The organism is Mesorhizobium sp., assembly GCF_024509055.1.
GTDB lineage: Bacteria > Pseudomonadota > Alphaproteobacteria > Rhizobiales > Rhizobiaceae > Mesorhizobium.
Genome location: NZ_JANINM010000077.1, coordinates 1 through 5,508, shown reverse-complemented (window position 1 = coordinate 5,508; position 5,508 = coordinate 1). Strand labels below are relative to the sequence as shown.

At 64.5% G+C, this 5,508-nt stretch carries 8 protein-coding genes and 1 tRNA gene; 1 reads left to right on the top strand and 8 read right to left on the bottom strand.

Going from position 1 to position 5,508, the window contains the following annotated elements; all coding sequences use genetic code 11:
• From Q0L57_RS04915 to Q0L57_RS04880, 8 genes are all read right to left on the bottom strand, one after another.
• Window positions 1-401 (bottom strand): Maf family protein (locus tag Q0L57_RS04915; protein ID WP_296738891.1); only part of this gene is annotated, 401 nt, incomplete at its 3' end.
• 31 nt (window positions 402-432) lie between these two features.
• On the bottom strand, window positions 433-651 hold the full coding sequence (infA, locus tag Q0L57_RS04910; RefSeq protein ID WP_006200926.1) for a translation initiation factor IF-1: 219 nt from the start codon (window positions 649-651) through the stop codon (window positions 433-435).
• 88 nt (window positions 652-739) lie between these two features.
• Window positions 740-1,204, bottom strand: coding sequence for a low molecular weight phosphatase family protein (locus tag Q0L57_RS04905; RefSeq protein ID WP_296738888.1), 465 nt, complete (start codon window positions 1,202-1,204; stop codon window positions 740-742).
• Window positions 1,192-1,677, bottom strand: coding sequence for a UPF0262 family protein (locus Q0L57_RS04900; RefSeq protein ID WP_296738885.1), 486 nt, complete (start codon window positions 1,675-1,677; stop codon window positions 1,192-1,194). Before Q0L57_RS04900 ends, Q0L57_RS04905 begins: the two co-directional genes overlap by 13 nt.
• 2 nt (window positions 1,678-1,679) lie before the next feature.
• Complete coding sequence (hisD, locus tag Q0L57_RS04895; RefSeq protein WP_296738883.1) at window positions 1,680-2,972, bottom strand: histidinol dehydrogenase; 1,293 nt, start codon at window positions 2,970-2,972, stop codon at window positions 1,680-1,682.
• A 9-nt stretch (window positions 2,973-2,981) separates the two neighbouring features.
• The gene (locus Q0L57_RS04890; protein ID WP_296738880.1) at window positions 2,982-3,413 is read right to left on the bottom strand and encodes a DUF2948 family protein; all 432 of its coding nucleotides are present in this window, start codon (window positions 3,411-3,413) and stop codon (window positions 2,982-2,984) included.
• 195 nt (window positions 3,414-3,608) lie between these two features.
• On the bottom strand, window positions 3,609-4,901 hold the full coding sequence (gene murA / locus Q0L57_RS04885) for a UDP-N-acetylglucosamine 1-carboxyvinyltransferase (protein WP_296738877.1): 1,293 nt from the start codon (window positions 4,899-4,901) through the stop codon (window positions 3,609-3,611).
• A gap of 138 nt (window positions 4,902-5,039) precedes the next feature.
• Window positions 5,040-5,240 (bottom strand): hypothetical protein, encoded by a 201-nt coding sequence (locus Q0L57_RS04880; protein ID WP_296738875.1) that lies wholly within the window; start codon window positions 5,238-5,240, stop codon window positions 5,040-5,042.
• A gap of 193 nt (window positions 5,241-5,433) precedes the next feature.
• On the opposite strand from Q0L57_RS04880, the gene Q0L57_RS04875 reads away from it, so the two are divergent.
• Window positions 5,434-5,508 (top strand) — tRNA-Thr (locus Q0L57_RS04875).

The window sequence follows — 5,508 nt, the reverse complement described above, 5'->3', positions numbered from 1 at the left end:
ACCCTGGTTTCCACCAGCCGCTGGCGCAGCTTGCCGCCCGGCGTGATCAGGCAGATGCCGGAATAGACACGGTGCGAGCGGCCGGAAAGCAGGCCGAGGCAGTTCACGGCGTCGTCGATCGTCTCCGCCTTGGGCAGGATGCGGCGCCCCACGGCCACCACCGTGTCGGCGGCAAGGATGAAGGCGGGTGCATAGTCCTCCTCGCCTTTCAGCGAGGCGAGCGCCTTCTCGGCCTTGTCCTTGGAAAGCCGCTTGGCCAGCGAGCGCGGATGCTCGGCACGTATCGGCGTTTCGTCGACATCGGCGGGCAGCACGCGGTCGGGCTCGATGCCGGCCTGCTGCAAGAGTTCGATGCGGCGCGGCGAACCCGAGGCAAGCACCAGCTTCTGCAAAAGGCTCATCGCGCTTCCCGGCCGAATTGCTCTGGCGGTCTTACTTGAAACGATAGGTGATGCGGCCCTTGGTCAGGTCGTAGGGCGTCATCTCGACCAGGACCTTGTCGCCGGTCAGCACGCGGATGCGGTTCTTGCGCATGCGGCCGGCCGTGTGGGCGATGATTTCGTGTTCGTTTTCGAGCTTCACGCGGAACATTGCATTGGGCAGCAGTTCGGTGACCACACCTGGAAACTCGAGGACTTCTTCCTTCGGCATTCGATACCTTTGCTTGGATGGGCAGTTCCGGCCGCCGGCCGGAATTTGCGGCGGAACCTATATGATAATCGTCCGCTTGTGAACATGCTTAATCGGCGGCGCTTTTTGCTTCCGGAGGCGAAAAACGTCGGCTTATGCGTGCTTTCAGCCGCTCGCGCAGGTCCCGGTAGGCGGCCATGATCTGCTCGCGCGTGCCGCTGGTGTCGGTCGGGTCCGGCATCGGCCAGTATTCGACCTCGACCGCCAGCGAGCGGGTAAGCTCCAGCGCGGCGTGGTGCGCCTCCGGCGCCATCGTCACAATCAGGTCGAAATAATCGTCTTCCAGCTCTTCCAGGGTCCGCGGCTGGCGCTCGCCGAGCGATAGGCCCTCCTCGGCGAGCACGGCGTCGACGAAAGGGTCGCGTTCGCCGCCGCGCACCCCAGCCGAGGCGACGAAGGTGGTGGCCGGCAGCACCCGCCGCGCCAGCTGCTCCGCCATGGGCGAGCGCACGGCATTCATCCCGCAGACAAACAGGATCGAATGAGGCAAGGCGGCCAGGATCAGCCCCGCCAATGCAGCACGCAGACCAGCGTGAACAGCCGGCGCGCCGTATCGAAGTCGATGTCGATCTTGCCGGAGAGGCGGTCCATCAGCGTCTGCGAGCCTTCATTGTGCAGGCCGCGCCGGCCCATGTCGATCGCCTCGATATGGCTGGGCGTCGAGGAGCGGATGGCGTCGTAGTAGCTTTCGCAGATTAGGTAGTAGTCCTTGACGATGCGCCTGAGCGGCGTCAGCGACAGGATGTGAGTGACCACATCGGCGCCATCCTCGCGGCTGACGGCAAAGACCAGGCGCGACTCGGCCAGCGACAGTTTGAGCCTGTACGGCCCAGCGCCGCCGTCGTTGACCGGCCGGAAGCTGTTTTCCTCGATGAGGTCGAATATGGCCACGGCCCGCTCGTGCTCGACGTCGGGCGTCGAACGGCCGATCGATTCGTCGAGCTCGACGTCGATCAGCCTGTCGCGGGTTTGCTGGTGGCCGGACATCGCTACATGTTCAACCTGATCGCCACCGAACGTCCATGCGCGTCGAGCCCTTCCGCCTGGGCGAGCGCGATGGCCGCCGGCGCCAGCGCCTTGAGCTGCTCGGGCCCGAGCTTCAGGATCGAGGTGCGCTTGACGAAATCGAGCACGGACAGGCCCGACGAGAAACGCGCCGAGCGCGCCGTAGGCAGCACGTGGTTGGAGCCGCCCACATAGTCGCCGATCGCTTCCGGCGTATGCCGGCCGACAAAGACCGCGCCGGCATTGCGCATCTTTGACAGGAACGCCTCGGCGTCATCGAAGGCCAGCTCGACATGCTCGGCCGCGATGCGGTCGACCAGCGGCAGCGAGGCTTCGATCGTCGGCACCAGGATCACTGCGCCGAAATCACGCCAGCTTGCCGCCGCGGTCTCGGCGCGCGGCAGGGTCTTCAACTGCCGCTGCACGGCTTCTTCGACCGCCTTGCCGAACGCCGCATTGTCGGTGATGAGGATCGACTGCGCGGACACGTCGTGCTCCGCCTGGGCAAGCAGGTCCGCGGCGACCCAGTCCGGATCGTTTTGCGCATCGGCCACGACCAGCACCTCGGACGGTCCGGCGATCATGTCTATGCCGACGGTGCCGAACACCTGGCGCTTGGCCGCCGCGACATAGGCGTTGCCCGGCCCGACGATCTTGGCGACCGGCCTGATCGTCTCGGTGCCGTAGGCAAGCGCGGCAACCGCCTGCGCGCCGCCGACACGGTAGATTTCGGAAACACCCGCAAGGTCCGCCGCCACCAGCACCAGCGGATTGATGACGCCGCCGGACGCCGGCACGACGATAACGATGCGTTCGACACCCGCGACCTTCGCCGGCACGGCGTTCATCAGCACCGAGCTTGGATAGCTGGCCGTGCCGCCGGGCACGTAGAGCCCGACGGCCTCGACCGCCGTCCAACGCGAGCCGAGCTCGACGCCCGCCGCATCGGTATAACGGTCGTCATGCGGCTTCTGCCGCTCATGATGCGAACGGATGCGGTCGCGCGCGAAGGTGAGCGCCTCGACCGTCGCCGGGTCGGCCTTGGCATAGGCGTTGGCAATGTCGTCCTTCGAAACGGCGATGCCGAGCTTGCTGAGATCGGCCCTGTCGAATTTCAGCGTGTAGTCGGCCAACGCCTTGTCGCCGTCCGCGCGCACGCGGGCAATGATGTCGCGCACCACCGCCTCGACATCGGCCGACACCTCGCGCTTGGTGGTGAGGAACGCTGAAAAACGCTGCTCGAAATCGGCGTCTGTCTGGTTGAGGGTGATAGCCATTATCCGCGCTCAGGTCCTGTGAACCGGGCGCGAGGTGGCTTCCCATGCGCCACCGATATCGGCGAGCCGGGCCTCGATGCATTCCACGTCGAGCATGATGGTGCCGCCGGCCGAGAAGACCAGTTCGATGATGCCGGCCGGCTTGCTTATCGCTACGAAGCTGATCGCCAGCAGCGACAGCACCTCGGCCGGCTTGTCGCGCGGGATGCCGCTGGTCTTGGCGCCAAGTACGCGGTCGAAATGCAGGACGCTCTGCCGCCGTTCATTATGCTGGCGGAACAGGCCGGACTTCGCCTCCCAGACGAAACGGTTCATGGTCAGCACGAAGCGCTTGGCCGCCGGCAGGTATTCGAGGTCCGAAACCTTCATCACGGCGTCCTGGACATGCGCCGAGACGATGCTCAGATCCTGGTCGTCGAGCGCGATGAGCTTGAGAGCCATGCGGGATAGGCACCTGAACGTTGACAATTCAATGTTCTGTTAGAGCATGATCCCGAAAAGTGGAAACCGGTTTTTCGGCAAAGATCATGCCCAGACAAAAAACTAGAGCGTGTTGAGCCCGATCAATTCGGGTTCAACACGCTCTAGGAGGTCTTTGCCGTCGGTGCAACCGCTCGGCAAGATTGCCGCGCAGCGTCAGCCAGAAATCCGCTCGATCACCGCGCCGCAGCCGGAGAGCTTCTCTTCCAGCCGCTCGAAGCCGCGGTCGAGATGGTAGACGCGGTTGACCGTGGTTTCACCTTCTGCGGCAAGGCCGGCGATGACCAGCGACACCGAAGCGCGCAGATCGGTCGCCATCACCGGCGCGCCCTTCAATTTGGCGACACCGTCGACGATCGCCGTCTGGCCGGAAAGCGTGATGTGGGCGCCGAGGCGGGCAAGCTCCTGCACATGCATGAAGCGGTTCTCGAAGATCGTCTCGGTGATGCGCGACTTGCCATTGGCCATCGTCATCAGGCCCATGAACTGCGCCTGCAGGTCGGTCGGGAAGGCGGGGAAGGGCGCCGTCGTCACGTCGACCGGCGAAATGCCGGCGCCGTTACGCTTGACGCGGATGCCCTCATTGGTAGGCGTGATCTCGGCGCCGGTCTCGACGATGATGTCGAGGGCGCTCTGCAGCAGGTCGGGCCGCGCGCCTTCGAGCACCACGTCGCCGCCGGTCATAGCCACCGCCATGGCATAGGTGCCGGTCTCGATGCGGTCCGGAATGACGCGGACGCGGGCGCCGGACAGCGCTTCGACGCCCTGGATGGTGATGGTGGGGGTGCCGGCGCCATGGATCTTGGCGCCCATGGCGTTGAGGCATTCGGCAAGGTTGACGATCTCGGGCTCACGGGCTGCGTTTTCGAGCACGGTCTCGCCCTTGGCGAGCGATGCCGCCATCATCAGCACGTGGGTTGCGCCGACCGAGACTTTCGGGAACACGTAACGATTGCCGACGAGACGGCCGTTCTTGGTCTTGGCCACCACATAGCCGGTGTCGACGTCGAGCTCGGCGCCCAGCACCTGCAGGCCCTCGAGGAACAGGTCGACCGGGCGCGTGCCGATGGCGCAGCCGCCCGGCAGCGAAACCTTGGCCTCGCCCATGCGCGCCAGCAGCGGCCCGATCACCCAGAACGAGGCCCGCATCTTCGAGACCAGCTCGTAAGGGGCCGTGGTGTCGACGATGTTGCGCGCGGAGAAGTTGATGGTGCGAGAATAGCCTTCCTGCTGCTTTTCGCGGCGGCCGTTCACCGAATAGTCGACGCCATGATTGCCGAGGATACGGATCAGTTGCTCGACATCGGCAAGATGCGGCACATTTTCGAGCGTCAGCGTGTCGTCGGTGAGCAGCGAGGCGATCATCAGCGGCAGCGCCGCGTTTTTTGCGCCCGAGATCGGAATGGTACCGGCCAGCTCGTTGCCGCCGACAATTCTGATGCGATCCATGAAAAGCGTCCCCTCGGCCCGAACGGGCCGGTTCAATCGGTTGAGTATGCCGGCTTAGACCATCGGCCGGCGCGGTTCAAGAAATAGGATTTCCCCAACTGTGATCCAACTGTCGTCGGCCAGTGTGGCTGATTTGGGTTAGTCTTTTTGCATTTTTCCAGCAGATGCCAGTCCCTCCGGCCGCTTGTCCGCATCGCAGGCGCGCTGCTTGTCAGCGTCGCCGGCGCGCCGCGACCGTGTCTGCGCCTTGCGCTTCTGCAAATTGGCGCGCAACGCCTCGGCAAGTCGGTCCTTGCGCTCGCCGTCGCCCTTCTTGGGTGGATTTTCTCGGCCGCTCATCGTCCCGCCTCCGCCGGCGGACAGCCAGCTAGGCCTCAGGCATAGCCAACATTGTGGCGCTGCCGTGTCATGGACGCCCGCGCGGAACGGCCATTCACAGCCATGTCGTCGTGCTGCATGTTCATTGCGGTTTTTAGGCTTTTCTTGGCCTTGCGCTTGCCGGTTCGATATGGCAGAAGCGCCGCCATCGTAGGCTGCGGTAGCTCAGTGGTAGAGCACTCCCTTGGTAAGGGAGAGGTCGAGAGTTCAATCCTCTCTCGCAGCACCA